Below are 21,953 nucleotides of genomic sequence, written 5' to 3' on the forward strand. Positions count from 1 at the left end.
ATTGACATCCTCCTCGCCGTAAACGACGAGGATTCCTACTGCGGTTAGGCGCGAACGCCGGACTCGCTTCGGTGGGTTCCTGCTGCTGGCGGCATTGTTGCACCACTCACTTCACAGGCTAATCGGGCGTGTCCCGCCCTTAATACATTGATCGCGCCGACGACATCGGCGTTTTCTTCAAAGCCACATTCCACACAGGCAAACCGAGCTTGCGTGGCGCGGTTATCCTTCGATATGTGACCACAGCACGGACACGTCCGGCTGGTGTTTTTCGGTGGAACGGCGATCAGGTGGCCACCATTCCATGCCAGCTTGTAATCGAGCTGGCAACGGAACTCAAACCAGCCTTGATCAAGAATGGCTTTATTCAGGCCTGACTTCGCCCTAACATTCCTACCCTGTTGCTCGGCGGTTCCTGCCGCTGATTTTGACATGTTTTTGACCTGCAAATCTTCAATACAGACTATCGCGTGGTTTTTGCTAATGTCGTTTGAGATTTTATGCAGGTAGTCACGGCGGCTGTTGCCGATATTGGAATGAATGCGCTGAACTTTGGCTTTGGCCTTTTTCCAGTTATTGCTGAATTTTACCTTGCGGCTCATGGCCTGCTGCGCCTTGCGCAAAGCGGTTTCGTGCCGTTTGAAACTGTTGAGCGGGGCGTAAAAACGGCCATCGGACAGGGTGGCAAAGCGGGCAATGCCCATGTCAATGCCGATGGCATCGCCCTGATGCACGGCAATTTCAACTTCCCGCTCGGTCTGGATCGATACATACCACTTACCACAAACCTGACTGACCGTGACGTTTTTAATCTCACCTTCCACCGTCCGGCTGTTGCGGTAACGCAGCCAGCCGAGCTTGGGCAGGAAGAGTCGATTATTGCCTTGCTCCAGTTTCACCCCTTGTGGATAGCGAAAGCTATCTGACTGACCCTTCTTTTTGAAGCGCGGGAAGTCTGCTCGTTTGGCAAAGAAATTTTTGTACGCCCGATCTAAATCTTTCAGCGACTGTTGCAGCGTTTGAGAAGGTGAATCAGACAGCCATTTTGTTTCTGGCTCTGCTTTCCATTGTGGTAACAGATTATTCAGTTCAAAGGCCGATAGTTTCTTTTCACCCTGCTCATGTCGTTCTTTTTGCAACGCCAGCGCCTTGTTATAGACAAACCGACAAGCACCGGAGAAGCGGCGCATCTGGCGCTGCTGCTCTCCAGTGACAATCAGTTCGAATTTGTAGGCTTGCAGTCGTTGCATGGCTTGCTCATACTGTGTCAATACAACTCAATTATAGATTGGTCTATGGAAATTGAAAACGATTTAAGGCATGGCAGGCATTGCGTTTTTAAAATGCACGTTCATTTGGTCTTTGTAACAAAATACCGACGAAATGTCTTTACCAAAGAAGTGCTGGATGATCTAAAAATCTTTTTTGAAAAGGTCTGTCTTGATTTTGAATCAGAGCTGGTTGAGTTCGACGGTGAAGACGACCATGTGCATTTGTTGGTGAATTACCCGCCGAAGGTGGCCGTGTCGAATCTGGTTAACAGTCTCAAAGGTGTATCCAGCCGGATGATCCGAAAAAAGAATTACCCTTCGATCAAAAAGAAACTCTGGGGAGGTGCGCTCTGGTCGCCCAGTTATTTTGCGGGGAGCTGTGGTGGTGCGCCAATTGAGATCATCCGGCAGTATATTGAGCAGCAACAAACTCCGGCGTAGCCCTCAGAACGGCTTCGCCGTTGCGCTATTCATCCTCGCCCTGAACGGCGAGGTTTTCCGCGCTATCCGATAAATCCAAGCAAATTGCGACCATCTTCGGCAACCCAGAGCGCCGTCCCCTGCAAACGATTTCGCCACTCATCTTCGCTGCGCTTTGCCGGCGACCAGGCCTGGCATTGCGCCTGACTGTAATGCTCAGTGCTGGCGTTTACCACCAGATGAAACAGCTCGGCGATGGCCGCGCAGTCCTCAGGGCGACCTTGGCGAACAATAAAGCCATGCTCGATTTGAGTGGCAGTTGGTGAGTTCATGGAGACTTAACTCTTTCGTGCACCAAAGGCGCCAGTATCAGCTTCATAAAATAGCTGCCGAACATTTGGCCGGATTTTTCCTGATAGCTTTTGTGACGCAAACGAAACCCTGCACGCTCAAACACAGGTTTGGACAGCGCCGAAGCATCTGTTGTCAGGTGATGATAGCCTTGGGTGAGTGCCCACTTCTTGGTGGCTTCAAGCAAGGATGAGGCAACCCCCTGACGCTGGCTATCGGGCGCCACATAAAGGCAAGCGATGTAACCTCGCTCACGGAAGGTGGTCTCCAGCAACACAAAGCCCACACATAGAGGACTTTGCTCACTGCCCTTGAGCATCACCCAGGCCTGAGCCCGTTTGAGCCTTAGCTGCCAGTATCGCCCCGAGCGCGGCGCCGCCGACCAAGCCAGACGCTGAGCCGCATTATAGCGGGCATCATCTATGGCAGTAACGGCACTGTGGTACAGATTGGCTATCTGCTCCCCCAAGTGCCTGTGACGAGAATGAGAGTAAACCTCTACCCGCAACATGAGAATTGGTACCAACACAGTTGAATTGCAGGCATTTTGCCCGACATTTGTGCTCAGGCAAAGCCCTTAAGCACAAATAAAAAAAGCCGCGAACAGAGTCGCGACTTTAACAGAGAGTGGATGAAATCACTTCTTATCGATTTCACCAACAAACATCAGCTTGTCAAAAGTACGGTTGAGGGTCTTGCTGGTGAAGTTGTTCATCCACATCTGCTCGGTCACCTGCACCTTATCACCCTTGGCCACAGCTACCTGAGGACCAGCCGCCCAAAAGGTTTTATCGGCTTCTTTAATCTGCACATAGGTATAACCGCCACTATTCATGGTGTCGACCACTGTGCCTTCATGTACCGCACCTTGTGCCCAGGCTGAAGATATACCCAGAGCCAAAGCCGCGGTCGCCAAGATCTTTGCCAATTTTGTCATTGTCTGTTGCTTCCTGTTGTCGTTGGAAATACTGCGCCATTAAAACATGTGTTATTTCATAAATCGCTAATAGGGTTCACACTTTTGACAGCTTCACGGACGTAGCAATGGCCGCAGCATAGACTCAAGACCATTGAGCTTCACCTCATAGATAAGCGCCAATTGCTGCCCAAGCTTGCCCTCGGGGAACCCCTTGGAGTGAAACCACACCAGATAAGGCTCGGGAAGCTCCAATAACTTGCGTCCGGCGTACTTGCCAAAGGGCATGGTCTGATTGATCGCTTCCAACAACTGCTGTTCCGGCTGCATCTTCTCTCCGTTTCAGGCTAAAGTTGCCAGTATACTCCGGAAAAGTAAACTTGAGTGGAAAGCCTGCCAAGCCGCGCGGCTCAGCGCCAACTTTTGTCTGAGGTCAATTCAGCGACGTATAAGTGACCCACGACATGAATAACTGTCGAATTGATAACTCAACTAGCCTACCTGGGTAAACCGCAGCGTTAGCCTGGCCTTCAACAAAGAAAGGCAAGCTTTCAATTCAACCTACGCTTTTCAGCCAAAGATTTCCCGGCACACTATGGCCGCCAGGCTTGAACCCCAGGCGCTGTGCCAAGACTTCATCTCCCGGAAGCACCTCCAGCATCAGTTGCCATTTAGGCGAGCCCAGAAGCGATAATCGCTCAATAACAGTCTCCAACAAAAAGCTGCCGAGTCCAAGATGGCGAAATTCGGGCAACACCAGAAAATCCTGTAGCAGATAGTGTCCAGGCTCCCGACAAGATCCAGCTGCAGAGCCGCTTCGCACCAAAGCCAGCGCCACCAGTTGCCCACCTTGCTGATTTTCCCTGATACATAAGGACAACAATGGTTTGGCAGGCAAATAACTGTCATCTAGTCCATGCACGGGCAGTCCAGCCCTGTCTCTAAGCAACAAGAGTTCATGGATTGCCAGACAACACTCCTCAACTTCAAAGCGACTGGTCTGGTTAAGTACGTGGCCCATAAATGCCTCCTTGCATAAATGCAGATGGTCGGAACGTCCAGAGAAAAGTCTAGCTAGCATCCCAACATGGCAGAGTTCTGTGGCAAGGAAATGACAGTTGCTAAGCTCACCAAGCGGCATAGAGTAATAAAAGACCACTCCCTTCTCGGCCCATAGACACCCAAGCGTTTGATTAACAGCCCAATCGACAAAGATCACATTTATTTATATTTTTTAAATCTAAAAAAATACTTTTAATTCCTATATACAGTATTGGCGGTGTCATAAAAGAGACTCTGGCGGTTCGGATCCGGGCACAGTTCAGTTTTAACAAATAAATGACGCGGCAACATTTTTTTAACGACATAATTTTATTGATAATTTCTCCGGCCACCTTACTCATGGATAACACCGCCATTATTACGACAACCCAAGAGGGTAACGCCAAAAACATGACGCCACAAAAACAACAAAAACCAATAAAAATCATCAAGTTGACCAATAACAATTTAACTTTTACATTTATTTTACCGTTCACTGTTCACCTCCGTCAGCGACAGCCTTGGAGAGCCTTAAAGCAACGACACGGTAAACATCAAGTTGGGAACACTCCCGAACAAAGGAAAGTTGTAAGCCATCAGGGAAAGAACAAATAACTTAAGAACAAACTTTCAGAGGGCAAGACAATGATCATACTCGTTGGCGGTGAAAAGGGGGGCAGCGGCAAAAGCTGCCTGGCACAAAACATTGCCGTTTTTCTCACGGTAGAATGTGGCGCATCGGTGATCATGGTGGATTGCGACCCTCAGCGAACCACCTCTGATTGGATCCAGGCCCGCAACAACGACAGCAAACTCGCCGGGATTAACTGTGTGCAACTCTATGGCAAAATCCGCAACGATCTACTGAGCCTGGAGCAACACTACGACTACGTGATAGTCGATTGCGGCGGCCAGGACAACTTGGCGCTACGTGCCACCATGTCAGTAGCCTCCCATGTACTTATGCCCCTTAGACCCAAGCGCCGCGATCTTAAAACCGTCAGCCATATGGATGATATCGTCGCCACCTGCATGATGATAAACCCCAAGATGCGCGCCTCTTTTGTTATCACCCAGTGCCCTAACCTGCCCAACCAGGCCAGCCGTATTCTCGAGGCCAAGGAAGTCTGTAAAACCTACGATATCAATGTGCTGGACGCCATTACCTACAGCCGTAACATCTATGACGACAGTGAAGAGTCCGGCCGTTCGGTAATCGAATTCGACCCCAAGGGTAAGGCCGCCAGCGAGATCCGTGCCATCGCCTGCGAAATGCTGCAGGCACAGAATGCCACTGAGATCCGCAGCCGTCTGATGACCAACCAACTCAACAGCATGAGGACTCAGTATGGGACTGGCCGATCTGAAGAAAAACGTTACGCCATCTGAGGCCGATGCCCGTAAGCGTATGTTGGCCATGCAATCCCTCGATGAGTTTATCGACGGCGCCATCTATTACGCCATGGGACAAACACAGCAAGCGGCGGCCGCTATGCCGGTTGAACAGCGGTATTCCAATGCAGCTTCCACCAATCAGGAAGCGACTCAGCAAAAGCTGATACCCAAACGCCGCCACGAACCTTTTCGCAAGGCGACTTTTACCCTGAGTGAAGCGGCCATCAGTCACCTGGCCGAAATGGCCAGCGACTGTGATATTGCCAAGTCACGCCTGATACGTTTGCTTATCAAGCATCATCACAGCCTGGCGCCGCGAGAGCGCCGCGAGTTGGAGCAAAAGTTTATGCCGGACTAACTCTTTCCCTTGAACTGCGTGGACTGTTTGACACTCCCACCCTTTGCTGACAGCCGATAACAGGTTTCAACCTCTTTGCTGTCAGCTTTTTTTTGCTTGTTTTTCATGTGCCGAGCTTGAGTTATTCCCACTGAGCCCCCACAGATCGGATTAGACGCTTTAGCCATGGAGCCGGATCATGCTGGCCATTCTAATCACCCTTGCCGCCGGCGCCAGCGCCATAGGCTGGATCCTCAGCCAATCCTGGCGGGATCGCAGACGCAGAAACAAAATACGCGCCAAGCCTTTTCCCAAGGAATGGCGCACTATTCTGAAAAAACGTATGCCCTATTTCCGTTCCCTGCCCAGTGACTTGCAACTGCAGCTCAAGAAACACATCCAGGTATTTCTGGCAGAAAAACAGTTTGTCGGTTGCGATGGGTTGGAGATAGATGATGAAATCCGCGTGACCATAGCCGCGCAAGCCTGTCTCTTGTTGCTCAATCGCCAAACCGACTATTACCCTAACCTGAGACAAATTCTGGTGTACCCATCGGCCTTTATTGTTCGCCAGCAGCAGCGGGATGCCAATGGCTTGGAATGGCACAGCCAAAGGTTATTGGCGGGAGAATCCTGGGGTCAGGGGAAGGTCGTCCTTTCCTGGCAGAATACTCTGGATGACGCCGCCGATCCGGCAGACGGCCGGAATGTCGTGATCCATGAGTTTGCCCATCAACTGGATCAGGAAGCAGGTGATGCCAATGGCGCTCCCAGACTCGGTGAGTTCAACGCCTACCCTGTGTGGTCGCAGGTTTTGGGGCAGGAGTTTGCCAAACTGCAGGCTCAGGCCGCCAGTGGTGAGCCGAGCCTATTCAGTTACTACGGCGCCACTAATCCGGCCGAATTCTTTGCCGTAATAAGCGAAGTGTTCTTTGAGCAACCGCAACAGATGAAAGCTGATTATCCAGAACTTTACCAGGAGCTGAGCCGCTTCTATCGTCTCGATCCCCTGAATTGGCAGTAGATCCCCCTTGCAACTGCACAATTGTACGCTTCCCCCACTCCTTTGGCTCACATCTTGTACCCAATTGGGTTAAGCTGGGACAGACAATAAAAAAATTATAATAGGAAACATTATGTTGTACCTTAAACCTCTGTTGCTGACTACAGCGCTGCTGCTACCAATTTACGGCCATTCAGCCTTGGCAAATAGCCCGCAAGCCGGTAATCAAAACGGCCAGGAGCAAACCGGCCAACCCAATGAAAACCAAGCTCAGGCCGCTTCGGTATTGGATAAGCTGCACATAAGTGCCGCCAATGCCGACTGGGACAGCTACTTTAGCCTCTTCAGCCCCGATGCGGGGTTTATCGGTACAGATGCCAGTGAATACTGGAATATGGTTGAATTTGAGCAGTATGCCCGTGCCACCAAGGGCTGGACTTACCAAAGTTTCTCGCGCCGCTTGGTGCAGCACGGCGATGTGATAGTGTTCGATGAACTGCTGGACAGCCAGTCCTATGGGCTTGGACGGGGCACTGGCACGCTTGTCAAAACTGAACAAGGCTGGCAAATACTGCAGTACAGTCTGAGTTTCCCGATTCCCAACGCCCTGGCGCCCAGAATTACCGATCAGATAAAGCTGTATCGCAAAAAGCAGCCGGCCGAGCGAAATAAATCAGTGCCTGAAGGCAACTGAGAAACAGATATTGGCCAGCTGTACAAAGTGACTAAAACTATCAAAGTCGTCGGGATAAATATCCCGGCCAGAACTGGCTCTGTCAGCGTAATAGACGCCTATCACCTTATTATCCACCTGTAACGGTGCCAGCAAAAAACCACTGGCTGGGACTTTTCTCGCCAGTTGTTCACCGAGCACGGCTTGATCAGCGCCCTCGCCCTGCCAGACAAGGCGCTGATTTTCGATGCAATCCTTCAGCAAAGTACCACGGCCTTCCAGTTCAAGAACAAAGTCATTTCTCATCTCCTTGGCGCCGTCTCCAAGCGCGATCCTCGGCTGCAACATGCGCCTGCTCGGTGACAGCAAGAGCACAACGCAGCGGTCAAGACCAATACCCTCGAGTATTCCCTCCAATGCCGTGGTCACTACCTTATTGAAATCAGTCTTCTCGACGGCAAAGCCTGTCAGCTCTCTGAGTTTCTTAAGCTGGAACGCAAGATTTGCCTCGCGCACCACAACCTCAGCCCCCCTCTCCTGGGGCAGCAACAGATCTGTGTCCGGCAGATACTCGATAAGCACCTTGGCGCCATAGGCTTCGGCCAACTTAACAGTAGCGTTGGAGCAGCGAAGAACCCGGCCACGAAACTCATCTGTATCCAGCTTAAGCATATCGGCGGCTTGTTTAAGGCGCCGTTCCAGCTCCTCGGGTTTGAGTGCGGCTCCGGCCAGCGCTTCACTGAGTTTATTGGCCAGAAAAATACTGCGAATTTCCGGCGTGCGTTCATCGGGATTGCTGAGCGACTTGCACAAGAGCTCACCCAGGCCCCAACTGCGGGCCAGCCCCTGGCTGAGCTGATTGAATGAAGCCCCGAGCGCCTCGCGCACCAGATTGAGCCTATTTACGGCATCGCTCTCGGCGCTGAGGGCTGAATCCAGCTCCTCGGCCAGCTCGGCTCCCGTGCTCCAAAAGGCACTCTCACCCAAGTGATAGAGCAGCGCGGCGATAAACACCTCTTCCTGCAACTCCTCATCGTAACCATCGAGCATCATCTTGGCCAACATGGCGGCCTGAAACGCCAGGGCCATCAGCTTAAGCAACCTTTGATAAACCGAGGGAGTCAGATTTTTGCTTTCCAGCAAACTGGAGAGGAGCTTGGCAGTAATGCAAATATTGCGAATGGTGTCGAACCCCAATACCACGGCAGCGCGGCTGACCGTAGTGACAGGGCTTATTCCCTTGTTATAGATGGCACTGTTGGCCACCCGCAAAATACGGGAAGTGAGCGCATTGTCGTGCATTATGCTGCGCCCCAGAATCGCCATGGAGGACACATCGTCCTTGGCGAGTTTTTCCAACGTCCTTATTGTTGAGCAAAGTGCGGGCATTTCCTGATCACTGATCCTGCGGGTCCAGTAATCCATCCCCTTGTTGGCTGATTTCAAATACGACTCAACTCTTTCAGGTATTGGCCCAGCGGTGGGCTTGAGAATGGAACTCTTGTTATGAATAAAGCACAAACTTCAAAAAAATAACACAATTACAACAAAAAAAGGCGACTCAATGAGTCGCCAAAACACAAGCAACAAGGCTCAAATGACTGGGAAGTCACAAATTACCCCCGAAAATGGCGTAGGTTCATTTCCGGGGAAGTGGCGCCCGAGGACGCCAACACAGGGGATTAAAACTGCTCTTCTTCGGTCGAACCGCTCAGAGCCGTGACAGAGGACTGGCCGCCCTGGATAACATTGGTCACCTGATCAAAGTAACCTGTACCCACTTCCTGCTGATGCGCCACAAAGGTATATCCCTTCTGCGCAGCAGCGAATTCGGCTTCCTGAACCTTCTCAACATAGTGCTTCATGCCTTCGCCACGGGCATAGTCGTAGGCGAGATCGAACATGTTGTACCACATGTTGTGAATACCGGCCAAAGTGATGAACTGGTACTTGTAGCCCATGTTGGCAAGCTCCTGTTGGAACTTGGCAATGGTGGCGTCATCCAGGTTCTTCTTCCAGTTGAACGAAGGTGAACAGTTATAGGCCAACAGTTGATCCGGATACTGGGCATGGATGGCTTCGGCAAAGCGGCGCGCCTCTTCCAGATCCGGCTTGGCGGTTTCACACCAGATAAGGTCGGCATAAGGTGCGTAGGCAAGCCCGCGGGAAATAGCCTGATCCAAACCCGCTTTCACCCGGTAGAAACCTTCCTGGGTACGCTCTCCGGTGATGAAGTCGCGATCATAGGGGTCGCAATCTGAGGTCAGCAGATCAGCGGCGTTGGCATCGGTACGGGCAATCACCAGAGTATCCACTCCGGATACGTCGGCTGCCAGGCGGGCCGCCACCAGCTTCTGTACCGCTTCCTGAGTCGGCACCAAAACCTTACCGCCCATGTGACCACATTTTTTCACCGAGGCCAGCTGATCTTCGAAGTGCACCCCGGCGGCGCCGGCATCTATCATGGACTTCATCAGCTCATAGGCGTTCAGTACGCCACCGAATCCGGCTTCGGCATCGGCCACAATCGGCAGGAAGTAATCGACATAACCCTCATCTTCCGGGTTTTTACCCTGGTTCCACTGGATCTGATCGGCGCGGCGGAAGGAGTTATTTATTCGCCCCACCACGGCAGGCACGGAGTTGGCCGGATAGAGTGACTGATCCGGATACATGGTGCCCGCCAGGTTGGCATCGGCCGCCACCTGCCAGCCTGAGAGGTAGATAGCCTCGATACCCGCCTTGGCCTGCTGCACGGCCTGACCGCCGGTCAAAGCCCCGAGAGAGTTGACATAACCCTTCTTGGCGCCGCCGTTAACCAGCTCCCACAACTTGGCTGCGCCGCGCTTGGCGATGGTGTTTTCAGGAACCACTGAACCGCGCAATGCCACAACTTCTTCGGCGGTAAATGGACGGCGAACGCCCTGCCAACGTGGATTTTCAGCCCAATCCTTTTTCAAAGCTTCTATCTGCGCCTGACGTGAATTCTGTGTTGCCTTGGTCATTTTGACTCTCCTTCGTAGGGTAATTTGGCAGCCACCCAGCCCCCGCGGGCGGCCGCCGTTAATGGTTATGGGGTTATCGGGTAAGCAGCTCGTAGCCCGGCAAGGTCAGGAAAGTCACCAGCTCATCGGCTGTGGTGATCTCTTCCAATAAGCTTGCTGCCTGCTTGAATTGGCCGTTATCGAAACGCTCGCTGCCGAGCTCTTCACGCACATTGGCCAACTCCTCTTTCAACATGGCGCTGAATAGTGCCTTGGTCACCGGCTTGCCGTTGGAAAGCTTTTGCCCGTGCTGGATCCATTGCCAGATAGAGGCGCGGCTGATTTCCGCTGTGGCTGCGTCTTCCATCAAGCCATAGATGGGCACACAACCATTGCCGCCAATCCAGGCTTCTATGTACTGCAGTGCAATACGGATATTGAGTCGCATCCCCTCTTCGGTGCGCTCACCATCACAGGGTTTGAGCAGCTCGGCCGCCAGGATGGGTGCGTCCACATCGCGGGTGATATGCAGCTGGTTGGCGTGCTCTTCACCTATATATTCGTTGAAAATCCCCATGGCGGTATCGGCCAGGCCAGGGTGCGCCACCCAGGTGCCGTCATGGCCGTTTCGGGCCTCAAGCTCTTTGTCCTTGCGAACCCGCTCCAGCACCTGGGCATTGGTTTGCGGATCCTTGGCGGGAATAAAGGCTGCCATGCCGCCCATCGCCAGGGCGCCGCGCTTGTGGCAGGTCTTGATCAGCAGGCGTGAATAGGCGCTGAGAAACGGCTTATCCATGGTCACTTGTTGGCGGTCCGGCAAAATACGATCGGGATGCTTCTTCAAGGTTTTGATATAGCTGAAAATGTAATCCCAACGGCCACAATTGAGCGCCACTATGTTGGAGCGCAGCTCATAGAGGATCTCCTCCATCTCGAACACGGCCGGCAGAGTTTCAATCAGACAGGTGCACTTGATGGTGCCGCTCTGCAGGCAGAAACGCTCTTCGGCGAAGGCAAACACCTTGGCCCACCAGCGCGCCTCAAGATGGCTCTCGAGCTTGGGAATATAGAAGTAAGGTCCGCTACCCTTGGCTAGCAGTTGGCGATAGTTATGGTAGAAGTACAAAGCAAAGTCGAATAAGCAGCCGGGAATAGGCTTACCGTTGAATTCGACATGCGCCTCCGGCAGGTGCAGCCCCCGCACCCTGGCAATCAATACCGCGGGGTTGGCCTGCAATTGATAGTGTTTGCCGGTTTCCGGCGCGGTGAAATCAATTTCACCGCGGACGGCGTCACGCAGGTTGATTTGGCCCTCGACCACCTTCTGCCAGCTGGGTGCCAGCGAATCTTCGAAGTCGGCCATAAAGACTTTTACATTGGCGTTGAGCGCATTGATGATCATCTTGCGATCCACAGGCCCGGTGATCTCGACCCGTCTATCTTTAAGATCCGCCGGTATACCGCGAATTTGCCAATCACCATCTCGAATGGCCCGGGTTTGCGGTAAAAAGTCCGGCAACTCGCCGCCGTCTATCCGCTGCTGACGTTGCTCACGCTTTTCCAGCAAGCTGGTCACTTCCGGAGCAAACTCCCGACACAGAGCCTCGAGGAAGTTGAGCGCACCTTCAGTAAAAAGGCTCTGCTGCTGTGGTATTTCGGCCCCCTTAATACTGAGCCCTTGCTGTGCGACTGTCTCTGCTATCATGCTGCTGTCTCCCTGGATGGCAGATAAGGCTGCCAAACCCTGCAAATGTTCGTTTCGTACTAAAACCTATCGATAAACATTTGTATTTGCAACAGTCTACATGTCTAAAAAAACGTCAAAACCTAGGCTTTAACTTGACTCAAAATTGGTATGACCAAGCCAAAAGACAAAACACAATTCATTGTTTTTAAAACAAAAAACATTAAACCACAAAGACTCATGCTGCAGATTACAGAAAAATGTCAGACAACTTGACCACACAAACGCCAAAGTAATTTATTACGTAATTAAATAACAATAAGGAAAAATTAATTTCCACAAAATATCATTAAAACTTAGGTCTAATCCGCGAATATCCGTTTTGAACTCTCGTCAGGGTCAACTTCAAATAACCAACAAAAATAAATAGTTAACAATAATGCAACCATGATGAATATTAAACGAGCGTTTAACTCTAACCTTTACGTAAAGGTTAGAATTAAATGTGATCGAGATCCGTTTTTCACGACTTGCGTATAGTGATCAACACAGGCCAACTCTTTGGTCAGCAGCAATAAAAAAACGATTTTTTTTAAATTTTTTTCAAAAACTTGCCTATTTTGCTCCCGAAACAGGATCCAAGTGACTTAGTCAAAAAATATCCACTCGGTTGACACAGTTTGAAACTTTTGTTGCAAGACAAATAAAAACCATTATCATTCGCACCCTACTTTAGAGGGGGATGATCTCAAATGCAGCAATCCGCAATATCTCTGGCGGTGACGGCTTGCCTGTCGCTGACCATGGCACAGGCCGCACAGGCAAACGAAGCGACTCAGTCACAACAGGTATCACAGGATGTGGAACGCATTACCGTTTATGGCAAACAAAACAAGGTGGTAATGAATTCAGGGCTGGCGACAAAATCAGATATGTCTCTGATGGAAACCCCGGCGGCTTTGGTGGTGATAGATAAAGAGCTGTTTGCCGCCCAGGGGGCCGACTCTCTGCAGGATCTGGTGCGTAACATCAGTGGTGTTACCCAAGCCGGCAACAACTACGGCATAGGAGATAACCTGGTGATCCGTGGCCTGGACGCCAACTACACTTATGACGGCATGTACGGCGGCGCAGGACTCGGCAACACTTTTAATCCCACTCGCTCCATGACTAATGTAGAAGCGGTTGAGGTGCTCAAAGGCCCTGCGACCGGGCTCTATGGTATGGGCAGCGCCGGCGGGATCATCAACCTTATTGAAAAGAAACCTCAATTTCAGGACAGCACAGAAGTCAGCGCCGAAGTGGGCTCCTGGAACAGTTACAGCCTGGGGCTCGACTCTACCGGAGGCTTGAGCGACACCCTGGCCTATCGCCTGGTGGCCAAACATGCCCGTAGCGATGGCTATCGTGATATCGGCAGCGACAGAGATGAAGTCTATGCCTCGTTGAAAATTCTGCCTTCAAACTCTCAAGATCTGGTGCTGTCGGCCGCTTGGATTAAAGACTCTGTGCAAGTAGACTCTGTAGGCCACCCGATACGTATCTACAACGCCGCCTCTACCGGCGGCCTGAGCGGCGCACAAGTCAGCTGGCAAGATTTGGTTAACGACCCCAATGGCGCCGGCATTCAACTGACTGAGGCGCAGCGGCAACAACTGGCCGACTCCCTGGTGGCGAGCGATGGAATCGAACCCTTCGACATAGGCGATACCAGCCTGGCCTCTCCCATCAGCAGGCCCAATGAAGGCGAAGAGTGGCGCTTCAAGCTGAACCACAACATTGCCCTCAGTGACAATCTGCAGCTCAATCAGCAGTTACAGTATAGAGACTACCAGTCCGGGTTCATCCGCCAAACTGGCGCCTATAACTATGTGTACTGGAAACGCAAGGTCAAATCCGTAGACGTGATCAATGCCGATCCCCGCGCGCCACTGGTGATTGATGATGTCCTGTATCCTTATGCCGCCAGAAGACAGGAATACCGCAAGGTAGATGCCCACGAGAAATCCTGGCAGTACTTTGCCGATATGCGCTACAACTTCAGCCTGGCAGGCATAGACAGTGAGCTGTTGCTGAATGCCAATCTGGAAGACAGAGATATCGCCTACAAGAGCTGGGCACTGTACGACAAAGATGGCGGCGGTGAACTGCCTTATATTCTGGATATCCGCAATCCCAACTGGGGTGACAAAGCCTTTGAGGACTACAACCCGGATCTCAAGGACAACTACAACAAACAAGTCCGCGCCTGGGGGCTGGGCATGCAGTATGTGGGTTACCTGAGTGAAACCTTTACTGCCAGGGTGGGTGTGGCGTTCAATGAGATTGAGCAGAAATACAGTCATCTGGGCACCCCTAAAAAAGATCCGACCCCGGAGCAGGACACCAAAGATCACGGTATGACCTATAATCTGGGTCTGACTTATATGCCGACCGATAACCTGTCATTCTTCGTCAATCATGCCAAGGGGCGCACGGCTTACAGCGTGCTCGGTGCCGTAACGGGCGCACAGAGTGGCCGTGCAGCGGACAGAAAGGATTCAGAGTCCCTGAGCTATGACCTCGGTATGCGCTTCAAGGGCTTTGACGATCAGTTGCTCGGCTCCTTGGTCCTGTTCCAGAGCGAGCGCACTAACCTGCGCTACGGCAACCCGGAATACAATGACAAAGAAGGCGCGCCTGATTACAACATCTCAGTGCCCGAATTCTTCTACGATGGCAAGGACAAGACCACAGGTGCCGAGCTGGATCTCAACGCCCACCTCAATGAAGAATGGTTGATAAACCTCAATGGTCTGTATCAGGATGCACGCAACAAGAATGACCCCAACTCCAGCGGCTACAACAGCCGCCAGAAAGGGGTTCCTCAGGTCAGTGCCAGTGCCTGGGTCACTTACAGTCATCAGTGGCAGGTGCTGCCGCACCCCTTATCTATAAGCTTTGGGGTTCGTTATGTCGATGAGCGTAGCACCAACTCGGATTCCTTCGGGATCCCGGATGGCAAAGTGCCCGCCTACACGGTTTGGGACTCGGCCATCGCCTACAAGGCCGATGACTGGAATGTGCAGCTGAACCTCAATAACCTGTTCAACACCCGCTACTACGACAAGGCAATGTTCCTTGGCGGCATGCCTGGTGCTGAACGCAACGCCAAGTTGAGCGTCAGCTACCGCTTCTAACACAGCATTGGGCCAACCCGCCGATCAGTGTGTCATATAACCCTTGTGACAAAAGCGTTCGACGCTTGCAGTAAAGAACCCAATCCGATGGCCTTTAAGTCATCGGATTTTCTTATGCTTGCTGCAACTCACCATCCAGCAGAGCCTTGTATCTGAGTGAAGACCTTTTACCGGCTCGAATCTTATTCCAGCGTCCTTCTTTACTTGTCCAAGCTACATAATGAGCCAGTATGAAGTCTTCAGTCTGGCCTATTTTCACTCTTTGCCCATAAAGCCAAACGCTATAATGAACACCACTGGCAAAAAACATCACAAAATAAACTTTTTCGCTACATTAGCATCAAACACCGCAATAGGGCAAACACAAAAATACCATTACCAATTGTTTTAAAAGGAAATTTAAAACTGGCACCAGTTTTGCTTTATCGCAACAAAGATCAAGATAAGGACTTTCACATGAAGCGTAACCTCACCTACACCCTGAGCACGGTTTTGCTGCTTGGGTCTCTGGCCAGCGGCTGCAGTGAACAGCAGCAGGAAGAAGAACAACAAGCCTTTGCCATTCCGGTCGAGACCAGCATAGTCACTCAAGGCCAGGTTTCCTCCTTCTACGCCACCACAGCCACACTGGAAGCGCCACAAGAAGCCCATGTGGTCAGCCGTATTGCCGGGCTGATAGAAACTCTGCAAGTCGAGGAAGGTGACAGAGTCAGCAAGGGACAGTTGCTGGCGGTGATAGACTCCCGTCGCCAACGTTATGAACTGGATAAGGCCGAAGCCGAGGTGCAAATCATAGAGCAGGAGCTCAACCGGCTGAAGAAAATGAATAATCGTGAGTTTGTCAGTGCCGATGCCATGGCCAAACTGGAATTCAACCTGCAAGCCGCCAAGGCGCGTCGGGATTTGGCCAAACTGCACGTGGAAGAAAGCCAAATCCGCTCTCCCATAGATGGCGTCGTCGCCAAACGTTTTGTCAAACAGGGCAATATGGCCAAGGAGTTTGAAGAGCTGTTCTACCTGGTCAATCAGGATGAGCTCTACGGCATAGTCAATCTGCCGGAGCAGCAACTGAGCAGTTTGCGCATAGGTCAGGAAGCCGAAGTCATCAGTTCCCGCCAGCAGCAAGTGGCGGCCAAGGTGCTCAGAATAAGCCCTGTGGTGGAAGCTACCAGCGGTACTTTCAAGGTAACCCTTTCGATCCCCAATCAGGATGCCAGTCTCAAGGCCGGGATGTTTACCCGGGTGGAACTCAGATACGACACCCACGACAATGTGATAGTGGTGCCCTATAACGCCGTCATCAATCAGGATGATCGCAAGGCGCTCTATGTTATCGAAGAGGGCAAGGCGCAGCGCCGCGAGGTCAAACTGGGTTACCGCCAGGACGATAAAGTGGAAATCATTGAGGGCATAAGTCCTGGTGAACAGGTGGTGGTTCGCGGTCAACACAATCTCAAGGATCAATCATTGGTGGAAGTGATAGCTCCGCTGGATCTGGCCAAGGCCAACTAACTGTCACAAGGACCACCTCTTATGTCTATTATTACCACTTCGGTCAAGCGTCCGGTGACCGTCTGGATGTTTATGCTGGCCGTTATCCTGTTCGGCATGGTGGGTTTCTCCCGTCTGGCGGTAAAGCTGTTGCCTGACTTGAGCTACCCCACACTCACCATACGCACCCTGTACGAGGGCGCGGCACCCGTGGAGGTGGAGCAGCTTATCTCCAAACCTATCGAGGAAGCGGTCGGTATTGTTAAAGGCTTGAGGCAGATAAGTTCGATTTCCCGCTCCGGTATGTCCGATGTAGTGCTCGAATTTGAATGGGGCACAGAGATGGATATGGGCAGTCTCGATGTGCGGGAAAAACTCGACACCATAGAGCTGCCGCTGGATGTAAAAAAGCCTTTGTTGCTGCGCTTTAATCCCAATCTCGATCCCATCATGCGCCTGGCACTGCCAGCCCCCAAGGCCACAGAAGCCGAGCTCAAGCGCCTGCGGACTTATGCCGAAGAGGAGCTTAAGCGGGAGCTCGAGTCACTTTCCGGAGTCGCTGCCGTGCGCCTTTCCGGCGGGCTGGAGCAGGAAGTGCATATTCTGCTCAATCAAGAGAAACTGGCGCAGCTGGATCTCAGCAGTGAAGCCATTCGCAATCGCATCAGCGAAGAAAACGTCAACCTTTCTGCCGGTAAGGTGATCCAGGGCGACCGCGAATACCTGGTGCGCACCGTTAACCAGTTCCACTCCCTCGATGAGCTGGCCAATGTGATTGTCTATCAAAAGGGCAATACCCTGGTACGTCTTGGCGAAATAGCCGAAGTGAAGGATGCCTTTAAAGAGCGCAGCGATATCACCCGCATCGGCGGCAAGGAGTCCATTGAGCTCGCCATCTATAAGGAGGGCGATGCCAACACGGTAGCCGTAGCCAATAAGCTTAAGAGCCAGTTACAACAGATGCGCTCTGAGGCCAAAGACAGCGCCACGCCAGTGCCTGAAATAATTTACGATCAGTCGGAGTTTATCGAAAGCGCCGTCAGCGAAGTGACCTCATCAGCCCTTATCGGCAGTCTGCTGGCAATGCTGGTGATCTACCTGTTCCTTCGAGACATCATCCCGACCCTGATCATCTCCATCTCTATCCCCTTCTCTGTGATAGCCACCTTTAACATGATGTATTTTGCCGATATCAGTCTTAACATCATGTCGCTCGGCGGTATCGCGCTGGCGGTGGGGCTGTTGGTGGATAACGCCATCGTGGTGCTGGAAAACATCGACAGGTGCAAGGCTCAGGGGATGGATCGCCGCCAGGCCGCTATCACAGGAACCAAAGAGGTGGCCGGGGCGATTTTTGCCTCTACCCTGACCACGCTGGCGGTATTTGTGCCCTTGGTATTTGTCGACGGCATTGCCGGAGCCCTGTTTGCCGATCAGGCCCTGACCGTTACTTTCGCCCTGCTGGCCTCTTTGCTGGTTGCCCTCACCTCGATTCCTATGCTGGCTTCCCGCGAAGGCTTCACAATGTTGCCGGAACTGGTCAAGCGGGACAAACCGCAGCCTCCGGCGGGTAAGCTTGGCAAGCTCAAGCATTACAGCGCCACTGTGTTTACCTTCCCTTTCCTGTTGCTGCTCAGCTATCTGCCAAGATTGCTGCTGACGCTGGTGTTAATCGTCACCCGGCTGCTGGTGTGGCAGGTATCCCTGGTGATGAAGCCGCTGTCCAGACTGTTTAACCTTTGCTACGGCTGGCTGGCCGATGGCTATCAGCCGCTGCTGAACCTGGCACTCAAGTTCCGAGGCATCACTCTGGTGCTGGCCATTGCGGTCACCGCCATCTCTGGCGTCTTGATGAGCCGCCTGGGAATGGAGCTGATCCCACCGATGAATCAAGGCGAATTCTATGTGGAAATCCTGCTGCCTCCCGGCAGTGAGGTGAGCCAAACCGATGCCGTATTGCAGCGTCTGGCGCTGGCTATCAAAGACAGAAAGGAAGTGAAACACGCATACAGCCAGGCCGGCAGCGGTGGTCTTATGACCTCGGATACCCGGCGCGGCGGCGAAAACTGGGGGCGTCTGCAGTTGGTGCTGGCCGATCACCGCGCGTTTGACCAAGTTGCCGCCAAACTGCGCAGCACTTTGCGCACTATTCCCGAGCTGGAAGCGCAGATCCAATATCCCGAGCTGTTCAGCTTCAAGACTCCGCTGGAGATAGAGTTGTCCGGCTATGAACTGGAACAGTTGAAAACCTCGGCCGCTTCACTGGTTAAGGCGCTGGAGGGCGATCCCCGCTTTGTCGATATCAGCAGCAGCCTGCGTGACGGTCAGCCGGAGCTGAGTATCCGTTTTGATCACGCCAGAATGGCCGCCCTTGGCCTGGATGCGCCAACCGTGGCCACCAGCATAGCCCAGCGGGTTGGCGGTACCGTAGCCAGCAAATACACCCTGAGGGAGCGCAAGATAGATATTCTGGTGCGTAGCGAGTTGGATGAACGCAATCAGATAAGCGATATCGATGCCATGCTGATCAACCCATCCAGCCCGCAGCCCATCCCCTTGAGCGCCGTGGCCGATGTCTCGTTGACTCTCGGACCTTCGGCAATCAATCGCATCAGCCAGCAGCGGGTAGCCATAGTGTCGGCCAATCTGGCCTATGGCGATCTTAATCAGGCGGTGGCTAGTGCCAAACGCATTCTCAGCCAACTGACACTACCCGCCTTGGTGCAAAGCCGATTCGGCGGTCAGAATGAAGGGATGGAGCATTCGTTCCAATCGCTGAAGATAGCGCTGATCTTGGCGGTATTCCTGGTTTATCTGGTGATGGCCAGTCAGTTTGAGTCATTGCTGCACCCCTTGCTTATCCTGATGGCTGTACCCATGGCACTGAGCGGCAGTATCTACGGCCTGGCGATAACCGGCACCCAGTTGTCTGTCATCGTCTTTATCGGCCTTATCATGCTCGCCGGGATAGTGGTCAATAACGCCATAGTATTGGTAGACAGGATCAATCAGCTCAGGCAAAGCGGCAAACAACGTCTCGACGCCATCAAGCAAGCGGCAGCATCGCGTTTAAGACCCATACTGATGACCACACTGACCACCAATCTGGGGCTGCTGCCCATGGCAATAGGCTTGGGGGACGGCAGTGAAGTGCGTGCCCCCATGGCGATCACTGTGATTTTCGGCCTCAGCCTGTCGACTCTGCTGACTCTGGTGGTTATTCCTGTGCTCTATGCCCTGTTCGACCGCAAACAGTACGCCGAGCCGGCCACCATGGGAGAAGGCGCATGAACCTGACCAAACTGGCGCTCAAGCGCCCGGTGACCACCAGCATGTTCTTTGTGGCCATTCTGCTCTTTGGTCTGGCCGCCAGCCGCTTGCTGCCGCTGGAGATGTTCCCCGGGATAGAGATACCGCGGATCTTTATCGGATAGCGCGGAAAACCTCGCCGTTCAGGGCGAGGATGAATAGCGCAACGGCGAAGCCGTTCTGAGGGCTACGCCGGAGTTTGTTGCTGCTCAATATACTGCCGGATGATCTCAATTGGCGCACCACCACAGCTCCCCGCAAAATAACTGGGCGACCAGAGCGCACCTCCCCAGAGTTTCTTTTTGATCGAAGGGTAATTCTTTTTTCGGATCATCCGGCTGGATACACCTTTGAGACTGTTAACCAGATTCGACACGGCCACCTTCGGCGGGTAATTCACCAACAAATGCACATGGTCGTCTTCACCGTCGAACTCAACCAGCTCTGATTCAAAATCAAGACAGACCTTTTCAAAAAAGATTTTTAGATCATCCAGCACTTCTTTGGTAAAGACATTTCGTCGGTATTTTGTTACAAAGACCAAATGAACGTGCATTTTAAAAACGCAATGCCTGCCATGCCTTAAATCGTTTTCAATTTCCATAGACCAATCTATAATTGAGTTGTATTGACACAGTATGAGCAAGCCATGCAACGACTGCAAGCCTACAAATTCGAACTGATTGTCACTGGAGAGCAGCAGCGCCAGATGCGCCGCTTCTCCGGTGCTTGTCGGTTTGTCTATAACAAGGCGCTGGCGTTGCAAAAAGAACGACATGAGCAGGGTGAAAAGAAACTATCGGCCTTTGAACTGAATAATCTGTTACCACAATGGAAAGCAGAGCCAGAAACAAAATGGCTGTCTGATTCACCTTCTCAAACGCTGCAACAGTCGCTGAAAGATTTAGATCGGGCGTACAAAAATTTCTTTGCCAAACGAGCAGACTTCCCGCGCTTCAAAAAGAAGGGTCAGTCAGATAGCTTTCGCTATCCACAAGGGGTGAAACTGGAGCAAGGCAATAATCGACTCTTCCTGCCCAAGCTCGGCTGGCTGCGTTACCGCAACAGCCGGACGGTGGAAGGTGAGATTAAAAACGTCACGGTCAGTCAGGTTTGTGGTAAGTGGTATGTATCGATCCAGACCGAGCGGGAAGTTGAAATTGCCGTGCATCAGGGCGATGCCATCGGCATTGACATGGGCATTGCCCGCTTTGCCACCCTGTCCGATGGCCGTTTTTACGCCCCGCTCAACAGTTTCAAACGGCACGAAACCGCTTTGCGCAAGGCGCAGCAGGCCATGAGCCGCAAGGTAAAATTCAGCAATAACTGGAAAAAGGCCAAAGCCAAAGTTCAGCGCATTCATTCCAATATCGGCAACAGCCGCCGTGACTACCTGCATAAAATCTCAAACGACATTAGCAAAAACCACGCGATAGTCTGTATTGAAGATTTGCAGGTCAAAAACATGTCAAAATCAGCGGCAGGAACCGCCGAGCAACAGGGTAGGAATGTTAGGGCGAAGTCAGGCCTGAATAAAGCCATTCTTGATCAAGGCTGGTTTGAGTTCCGTTGCCAGCTCGATTACAAGCTGGCATGGAATGGTGGCCACCTGATCGCCGTTCCACCGAAAAACACCAGCCGGACGTGTCCGTGCTGTGGTCACATATCGAAGGATAACCGCGCCACGCAAGCTCGGTTTGCCTGTGTGGAATGTGGCTTTGAAGAAAACGCCGATGTCGTCGGCGCGATCAATGTATTAAGGGCGGGACACGCCCGATTAGCCTGTGAAGTGAGTGGTGCAACAATGCCGCCAGCAGCAGGAACCCACCGAAGCGAGTCCGGCGTTCGCGCCTAACCGCAGTAGGAATCCTCGTCGTTTACGGCGAGGAGGATGTCAAT

At 52.3% G+C, this 21,953-nt stretch carries 21 protein-coding genes; 11 read left to right on the forward strand and 10 right to left on the reverse strand.

The features are described from left to right. Positions 1-44: 44 nt before the first annotated feature. Positions 45-1,250, reverse strand: a complete 1,206-nt coding sequence (locus ACMHXE_RS19975; protein ID WP_165564833.1) for an RNA-guided endonuclease InsQ/TnpB family protein — start codon at positions 1,248-1,250, stop codon at positions 45-47. 45 nt (positions 1,251-1,295) lie between these two features. Here ACMHXE_RS19975 and tnpA (ACMHXE_RS19980) point away from each other — a divergent pair, with 45 nt between their 5' ends. After that, positions 1,296-1,712 (forward strand): IS200/IS605 family transposase, encoded by a 417-nt coding sequence (gene tnpA / locus ACMHXE_RS19980; protein WP_335909953.1) that lies wholly within the window; start codon positions 1,296-1,298, stop codon positions 1,710-1,712. 62 nt (positions 1,713-1,774) lie between these two features. Here tnpA (ACMHXE_RS19980) and ACMHXE_RS19985 read toward each other — a convergent pair whose 3' ends face one another. The 5 genes from ACMHXE_RS19985 to ACMHXE_RS20005 all read right to left on the reverse strand — a co-directional run bounded on the left by ACMHXE_RS19985 (position 1,775) and on the right by ACMHXE_RS20005 (position 3,979). Further along, entirely contained in the window at positions 1,775-2,023 is a 249-nt protein-coding gene (locus ACMHXE_RS19985; protein WP_287591766.1) for a hypothetical protein, read from the reverse strand. Next, positions 2,020-2,571, reverse strand: coding sequence for a GNAT family N-acetyltransferase (locus ACMHXE_RS19990; protein WP_226684777.1), 552 nt, complete (start codon positions 2,569-2,571; stop codon positions 2,020-2,022). The genes ACMHXE_RS19985 and ACMHXE_RS19990 overlap by 4 nt, the downstream gene beginning before the upstream one ends. 108 nt (positions 2,572-2,679) lie before the next feature. Then, positions 2,680-2,979, reverse strand: a complete 300-nt coding sequence (locus tag ACMHXE_RS19995; protein WP_165564852.1) for an NrfJ — start codon at positions 2,977-2,979, stop codon at positions 2,680-2,682. A 93-nt stretch (positions 2,980-3,072) separates the two neighbouring features. Beyond that, positions 3,073-3,288, reverse strand: coding sequence for a DUF3820 family protein (locus ACMHXE_RS20000; RefSeq protein ID WP_028779188.1), 216 nt, complete (start codon positions 3,286-3,288; stop codon positions 3,073-3,075). A 226-nt stretch (positions 3,289-3,514) separates the two neighbouring features. Beyond that, positions 3,515-3,979, reverse strand: coding sequence for a GNAT family N-acetyltransferase (locus ACMHXE_RS20005; protein WP_039035082.1), 465 nt, complete (start codon positions 3,977-3,979; stop codon positions 3,515-3,517). Between the two features lie 380 nt (positions 3,980-4,359). On the opposite strand from ACMHXE_RS20005, the gene ACMHXE_RS20010 reads away from it, so the two are divergent. The 5 genes from ACMHXE_RS20010 (at position 4,360) to ACMHXE_RS20030 (ending at position 7,428) form a co-directional block, all read left to right on the forward strand. Beyond that, positions 4,360-4,614, forward strand: a complete 255-nt coding sequence (locus ACMHXE_RS20010; RefSeq protein ID WP_335909195.1) for a hypothetical protein — start codon at positions 4,360-4,362, stop codon at positions 4,612-4,614. 30 nt (positions 4,615-4,644) lie between these two features. After that, positions 4,645-5,388: an AAA family ATPase gene (locus tag ACMHXE_RS20015; RefSeq protein WP_101056220.1), complete on the forward strand. Its 744-nt coding sequence runs from the start codon at positions 4,645-4,647 to the stop codon at positions 5,386-5,388. Beyond that, on the forward strand, positions 5,348-5,752 hold the full coding sequence (locus ACMHXE_RS20020) for a CopG family transcriptional regulator (protein WP_165564850.1): 405 nt from the start codon (positions 5,348-5,350) through the stop codon (positions 5,750-5,752). The genes ACMHXE_RS20015 and ACMHXE_RS20020 overlap by 41 nt, the downstream gene beginning before the upstream one ends. A 178-nt stretch (positions 5,753-5,930) precedes the next feature. Further along, complete coding sequence (locus ACMHXE_RS20025; RefSeq protein ID WP_251767124.1) at positions 5,931-6,755, forward strand: zinc-dependent peptidase; 825 nt, start codon at positions 5,931-5,933, stop codon at positions 6,753-6,755. Between the two features lie 112 nt (positions 6,756-6,867). Next, positions 6,868-7,428, forward strand: a complete 561-nt coding sequence (locus ACMHXE_RS20030) for a nuclear transport factor 2 family protein (RefSeq protein ID WP_144167707.1) — start codon at positions 6,868-6,870, stop codon at positions 7,426-7,428. On the opposite strand, the gene ACMHXE_RS20035 is transcribed toward ACMHXE_RS20030, so the two are convergent. The 3 genes from ACMHXE_RS20035 to aceB all read right to left on the reverse strand — a co-directional run bounded on the left by ACMHXE_RS20035 (position 7,408) and on the right by aceB (position 12,096). Beyond that, positions 7,408-8,832 carry an HDOD domain-containing protein gene (locus tag ACMHXE_RS20035; RefSeq protein ID WP_286996579.1) on the reverse strand — a complete coding sequence of 475 codons (1,425 nt, stop codon included), beginning with the start codon at positions 8,830-8,832 and terminating at the stop codon, positions 7,408-7,410. The genes ACMHXE_RS20030 and ACMHXE_RS20035 overlap by 21 nt on opposite strands. A gap of 257 nt (positions 8,833-9,089) precedes the next feature. Next, positions 9,090-10,412 (reverse strand): isocitrate lyase, encoded by a 1,323-nt coding sequence (gene aceA / locus ACMHXE_RS20040; protein ID WP_028779181.1) that lies wholly within the window; start codon positions 10,410-10,412, stop codon positions 9,090-9,092. Positions 10,413-10,485: 73 nt separating this feature from the next. Beyond that, positions 10,486-12,096 carry a malate synthase A gene (gene aceB / locus ACMHXE_RS20045; protein WP_025009747.1) on the reverse strand — a complete coding sequence of 537 codons (1,611 nt, stop codon included), beginning with the start codon at positions 12,094-12,096 and terminating at the stop codon, positions 10,486-10,488. 731 nt (positions 12,097-12,827) lie between these two features. On the opposite strand from aceB, the gene ACMHXE_RS20050 reads away from it, so the two are divergent. From ACMHXE_RS20050 to ACMHXE_RS20065, 4 genes are all read left to right on the forward strand, one after another. Continuing rightward, positions 12,828-15,254 (forward strand): TonB-dependent receptor, encoded by a 2,427-nt coding sequence (locus ACMHXE_RS20050; RefSeq protein WP_251767125.1) that lies wholly within the window; start codon positions 12,828-12,830, stop codon positions 15,252-15,254. 456 nt (positions 15,255-15,710) lie between these two features. Then, on the forward strand, positions 15,711-16,766 hold the full coding sequence (locus tag ACMHXE_RS20055; RefSeq protein WP_226564785.1) for an efflux RND transporter periplasmic adaptor subunit: 1,056 nt from the start codon (positions 15,711-15,713) through the stop codon (positions 16,764-16,766). 21 nt (positions 16,767-16,787) lie between these two features. Beyond that, complete coding sequence (locus tag ACMHXE_RS20060) at positions 16,788-20,036, forward strand: efflux RND transporter permease subunit (RefSeq protein WP_251767126.1); 3,249 nt, start codon at positions 16,788-16,790, stop codon at positions 20,034-20,036. Further along, positions 20,033-20,179, forward strand: a complete 147-nt coding sequence (locus ACMHXE_RS20065) for a hypothetical protein (RefSeq protein ID WP_335909954.1) — start codon at positions 20,033-20,035, stop codon at positions 20,177-20,179. Before ACMHXE_RS20060 ends, ACMHXE_RS20065 begins: the two co-directional genes overlap by 4 nt. 62 nt (positions 20,180-20,241) lie before the next feature. Here the strand turns inward: ACMHXE_RS20065 and tnpA (ACMHXE_RS20070) are convergent, their stop codons facing one another. Continuing rightward, positions 20,242-20,658, reverse strand: a complete 417-nt coding sequence (gene tnpA / locus ACMHXE_RS20070) for an IS200/IS605 family transposase (RefSeq protein ID WP_335909953.1) — start codon at positions 20,656-20,658, stop codon at positions 20,242-20,244. Positions 20,659-20,703: 45 nt separating this feature from the next. Between tnpA (ACMHXE_RS20070) and ACMHXE_RS20075 the strand changes: the two genes are divergently transcribed. Further along, entirely contained in the window at positions 20,704-21,909 is a 1,206-nt protein-coding gene (locus ACMHXE_RS20075) for an RNA-guided endonuclease InsQ/TnpB family protein (RefSeq protein ID WP_165564833.1), read from the forward strand. Positions 21,910-21,953: the final 44 nt, after the last annotated feature.

The sequence above is a fragment of the Shewanella sp. BJSY2023SW007 genome, assembly GCF_047314525.1.
Classification (GTDB): domain Bacteria; phylum Pseudomonadota; class Gammaproteobacteria; order Enterobacterales; family Shewanellaceae; genus Shewanella; species Shewanella chilikensis.

What these genes read in the sequence shown, in the direction of transcription:
- ACMHXE_RS19975 (WP_165564833.1), bottom strand. Translation starts at nt 1,250, where the DNA reads ATGCAACGACTGCAAGCCTACAAATTCGAACTGATTGTCACTGGAGAG.
- tnpA (WP_335909953.1), top strand. Translation starts at nt 1,296, where the DNA reads ATGGAAATTGAAAACGATTTAAGGCATGGCAGGCATTGCGTTTTTAAA.
- ACMHXE_RS19985 (WP_287591766.1), bottom strand. Translation starts at nt 2,023, where the DNA reads ATGAACTCACCAACTGCCACTCAAATCGAGCATGGCTTTATTGTTCGC.
- ACMHXE_RS19995 (WP_165564852.1), bottom strand. Translation starts at nt 2,979, where the DNA reads ATGACAAAATTGGCAAAGATCTTGGCGACCGCGGCTTTGGCTCTGGGT.
- ACMHXE_RS20000 (WP_028779188.1), bottom strand. Translation starts at nt 3,288, where the DNA reads ATGCAGCCGGAACAGCAGTTGTTGGAAGCGATCAATCAGACCATGCCC.
- ACMHXE_RS20005 (WP_039035082.1), bottom strand. Translation starts at nt 3,979, where the DNA reads ATGGGCCACGTACTTAACCAGACCAGTCGCTTTGAAGTTGAGGAGTGT.
- ACMHXE_RS20010 (WP_335909195.1), top strand. Translation starts at nt 4,360, where the DNA reads ATGGATAACACCGCCATTATTACGACAACCCAAGAGGGTAACGCCAAA.
- ACMHXE_RS20015 (WP_101056220.1), top strand. Translation starts at nt 4,645, where the DNA reads ATGATCATACTCGTTGGCGGTGAAAAGGGGGGCAGCGGCAAAAGCTGC.
- ACMHXE_RS20020 (WP_165564850.1), top strand. Translation starts at nt 5,348, where the DNA reads ATGGGACTGGCCGATCTGAAGAAAAACGTTACGCCATCTGAGGCCGAT.
- ACMHXE_RS20025 (WP_251767124.1), top strand. Translation starts at nt 5,931, where the DNA reads ATGCTGGCCATTCTAATCACCCTTGCCGCCGGCGCCAGCGCCATAGGC.
- ACMHXE_RS20030 (WP_144167707.1), top strand. Translation starts at nt 6,868, where the DNA reads ATGTTGTACCTTAAACCTCTGTTGCTGACTACAGCGCTGCTGCTACCA.
- ACMHXE_RS20035 (WP_286996579.1), bottom strand. Translation starts at nt 8,832, where the DNA reads ATGGATTACTGGACCCGCAGGATCAGTGATCAGGAAATGCCCGCACTT.
- aceA (WP_028779181.1), bottom strand. Translation starts at nt 10,412, where the DNA reads ATGACCAAGGCAACACAGAATTCACGTCAGGCGCAGATAGAAGCTTTG.
- aceB (WP_025009747.1), bottom strand. Translation starts at nt 12,096, where the DNA reads ATGATAGCAGAGACAGTCGCACAGCAAGGGCTCAGTATTAAGGGGGCC.
- ACMHXE_RS20050 (WP_251767125.1), top strand. Translation starts at nt 12,828, where the DNA reads ATGCAGCAATCCGCAATATCTCTGGCGGTGACGGCTTGCCTGTCGCTG.
- ACMHXE_RS20055 (WP_226564785.1), top strand. Translation starts at nt 15,711, where the DNA reads ATGAAGCGTAACCTCACCTACACCCTGAGCACGGTTTTGCTGCTTGGG.
- ACMHXE_RS20060 (WP_251767126.1), top strand. Translation starts at nt 16,788, where the DNA reads ATGTCTATTATTACCACTTCGGTCAAGCGTCCGGTGACCGTCTGGATG.
- ACMHXE_RS20065 (WP_335909954.1), top strand. Translation starts at nt 20,033, where the DNA reads ATGAACCTGACCAAACTGGCGCTCAAGCGCCCGGTGACCACCAGCATG.
- tnpA (WP_335909953.1), bottom strand. Translation starts at nt 20,658, where the DNA reads ATGGAAATTGAAAACGATTTAAGGCATGGCAGGCATTGCGTTTTTAAA.
- ACMHXE_RS20075 (WP_165564833.1), top strand. Translation starts at nt 20,704, where the DNA reads ATGCAACGACTGCAAGCCTACAAATTCGAACTGATTGTCACTGGAGAG.